This is a genomic window from Bacillota bacterium (genome assembly GCA_040754675.1).
Classification (GTDB): Bacteria; Bacillota; Limnochordia; order Limnochordales; family Geochordaceae; genus Geochorda.
On the sequence record JBFMCJ010000449.1, the window covers coordinates 1 to 3,358 of the forward strand.

The window sequence follows — 3,358 nt, forward strand, 5'->3', positions numbered from 1 at the left end:
TCTTTACCTCGAGCTCTGGGGTAACTTACTCTGGTGTGTAAATCACCACAAAGTCAAGGTATCCATCGCCGCCCACGAACACCCTGATGGTGTCGCCAGCGGTTAGGCCTTCCAGTCCCACGTTCACCGGATCGCCCGTGACGTCGTATACCTGGGTCTTGCTGTCGGCATAGAAGGTGTAGGTCGTTCCGCTCTTAGTCGCCTTTATCCTCTTGGCGCTCAGGCTGACGCTGTCAACCGTGAGGCCAGAGTCGGTAGCCTCGGATTCCTTGACACCGCTCACGTCGCCGCTGGCATTGAAGGTCAGCTCAAGGATCTCGCCGATCTCAGCATAGACCCAGTCGCTTACGGTAGTGCCAGAGTCAGAGTTGTTCCCGACGAGCAGAACGGGGTCGAAGTCGCCCGGATCGAAGGTGTACGACTTCGATTCACCGTTGATGTCCATCATGAGCCGGAGCCCATCCGCGACGTAGTACTTGTCAACCAGGGCACCCGCTACGGTGTCCATCACGAACGGCTTCGAGTCGTCGGTATTGACGACCACTATCGCGTCTCCGCCCTTGCTCGCAGCATACACCCAGCCGCCGAAGTCGCCGGTAGCCTTGGCGGCACTCCAGCTTCCCAGGGCCGGATCGGTGACGTCAGAGATGTCGAAGAAGATCGTGCTATCGGTGAGCCCGTAGATGACCGTAGCGCCGACCTCGACGACCTTGATCAGGTTGTTGTCCTTATCAGGCGTGACAGTACCCTCGCTTGTCGCGGCGAGCGGTTTCACGCTGGCGAGCTTGCCGTTACTGTCCAGCTTGAAGGCGACCAGTGTGTCGTAGTTGCCCTTCGTAATGCCAAGCCAGCCCCTGACGTCGGCCTCAGCATGCAATGCAGGGTCGAAGGTATGCTCGGCACCGGTCGTGTCGGTTACCTTCGTTCCCTTCTTGAGTGCGTAGTCGACGTTCTCGCCGTCGCTGCCGAAGACCCTCAGGTAGGTGACATCGCTCAAGCCTAGCACTGTCTTGGCATCATACGCGAGTGCGTACTTGGTCGGCTCGGCGGCACCCGTCACATCAGCGTACACGAACCGTGCCTTGCCGAAGTGGTCGAGAACGACCGTCGTCTCCTCGCCGAGGAAGTCGGAGATTCCAGCCGTATCATCGACGTCGTCCCCACCGTCGGTGGAGAAGGTGTAGCCGTCCGTGCTTCTCTTGTACTTCGTCCCGTCGAGGTAGAAGTACGAGCCGTCCATCGCGGACGATTCGACAGTCCCGACAACCTTGGCAGAGAGCACAATCACCCTGTACTCGTCGCCATTGTTGAACGAGTACAGGACGTCGTTCTCCTGGATGTCACCTAGCTCAACAACCGCACCATCCCGCACGATGGTGTAGTCCTTGTCCTTGAGGTTCAGCGCGCCACTGGGCTTAAAGGTGACCTTCTCATACTTCTCGTTTACGCTGTTGACTACGCTCGAGCCATCCCACTTTACCACCCTGAACGCAACTATATAGTTGTCGTCGTCCAGGATGTACTGGGCCTCGGCATCGCCGCTGTACGTGCCGAGCCAGTTAGCCAGACTGGCCTTCTGGAAGTCGCCGAACACCAGAGCGTCCGACTTGAAGGTGTAGATCTTGTAATCGCTGCTGGTGCCGACTTTGGCCTTATACACATACGGATCAGTCGAGGTGCCGGCCCCGGTCCTGCTGATCTCCATCAGGTTCTTGGTCTGGACGCTACTCTCGTCAGTGCTGGTAATGACGACGATCTCGTCGTCCGCGTTGACCCATGCCTTGATCTTGAGCCCGTACAGGTTGCTGACGTCGATACCTTCAGCAACCGTGTACTTCGAGCCGTCAGCCAAGGCGATTTCGTTGTCATCCAGAGCACTACCGAGAAGTGTACCCACGTCTGCGACCCGGCCCTCGATCGGCGTCGCACCCAGGTTGCCGAGTAGAGTCTTGTCCCCTACCTTGTAGGTGATCTCATCGCCATAGCCGACCTGCTCAAGCATGGGCTCGTCGAGCGCGTTGTCCACCAGGCGGGCAATGTCAGCACGCGTGGCAGGCAGGCTGGCTGCACCCGTGGCAAGCGTCACGCCACCCGTGATCCCCAGCTCCATCGCCTTGGCTACCCAGGTCACCGGCCACACGATGGTCCGGAACACCTCGGGCTTATACCCAAGGGCGCACAGGATCATCTTGAGGGCCTCGGCGTAGGTCACGTTGTTGTTGGGCTGGAAGGTGCCGTCGGGGTAACCGTTGACGATGCCCTGGCTGGCCGCAACGTTGATGTACCCTGTCGCCCAGTAGCCAACCGGGACGTCGGCGAACACGGTCGGGGTGGTCGCCATCATCTCGGCGGCGGTCTCCAGCCCGAGGGCGCACACCATCACCTTGGCGAACTCCGCCCGCGTGATGGGAGCGTCAGGCTTGAAGGTACCGTCGGGGTAGCCCTTCACCAGCCCCAGGGAGGCAATGCGGTCGATGGCTGCCTCCTGCTTGTGCCCGGCAGTGTCCGGGAACTTGGCCGCAGACGCGAGGCCCATGCAGCTCATGAGCATGGCCACGGCCAGGACGACTACCGCGAGCTTTCTAACCATATCGCTTCTCCGTTCCTCCTTTCAGTCCATCAAGATGCCCCTTGCGAGAGAGAGCACGGTCTTCCCCGGCACATCCCACCCCCTGTTTCTGTAACACTTACTCCGGGCGAGGCCACCCCTCCCCCGGAAAATGTGCTGGAGGAAGCTATTCGCTGTCCGCCCGCAATTTTCCTTCTGGGGAGTTGCTATCTGGCAGCTTGACCTCTACCTGGAGTGATCGCCGTTCCTTCCCTTTGTGACGCAGACCCTGGTCATTTTGTTCCCGGCAGCCTGTCCAGGGAATTGCAGGGAATCCGTGAGGGGATGACACCCTCCCACGCGCATGATGTCCTGGGGAAACCACGCGCAGGATGTCCGGATCTTCACATTGTGTTCACGTTCCTGTGGTAAGAAATAGGGACGGAAGTGCACCGGGTCCGAGTATGGGGGGTGCGAGTGGACATGGCGCGGTTGAGACGGTGGCAAACGTGGGTGGTGGCCCTCCTGGTGCTGGGTGCCATTCTGGGAGCGTGGCGCTGGTGGCGGGGCAGAACGGCCGCGTCCTCCCAGCAACTGCCCTTTCGCATCGTGGCCGTGCGGCGAGGACCCATAGAGGTCAGCGTCCAGGGCACCGGGACGGTGCGGGCTGCCAGCCGGAAAGAGATGCGGCCAAGAGTGAACGGCCGCGTGGTGCGGGTGGCGGTCGAGGAAGGGGAAAGGGTGAGCGCGGGCCAACTGCTGCTCGAACTGTCCAGCGAGAACCTGCAGTTGCAGCTTGACAAAGCACGC

The 3,358-nt window shown here is 60.4% G+C and carries 2 protein-coding genes; one reads left to right on the forward strand and one right to left on the reverse strand.

Annotated elements, in window-relative coordinates; genetic code table 11:
* Positions 1-25 precede the first annotated feature (25 nt).
* Positions 26-2,590 (reverse strand): S-layer homology domain-containing protein, encoded by a 2,565-nt coding sequence (locus tag AB1609_18810; protein ID MEW6048498.1) that lies wholly within the window; start codon positions 2,588-2,590, stop codon positions 26-28.
* 441 nt (positions 2,591-3,031) lie between these two features.
* Here AB1609_18810 and AB1609_18815 point away from each other — a divergent pair.
* Positions 3,032-3,358 (forward strand): biotin/lipoyl-binding protein (locus AB1609_18815; GenBank protein ID MEW6048499.1); only part of this gene is annotated, 327 nt, incomplete at its 3' end.

Coding starts and splice junctions, on each gene's coding strand:
- AB1609_18810 (MEW6048498.1), bottom strand. CDS start 2,590: ATGGTTAGAAAGCTCGCGGTAGTCGTCCTGGCCGTGGCCATGCTCATG.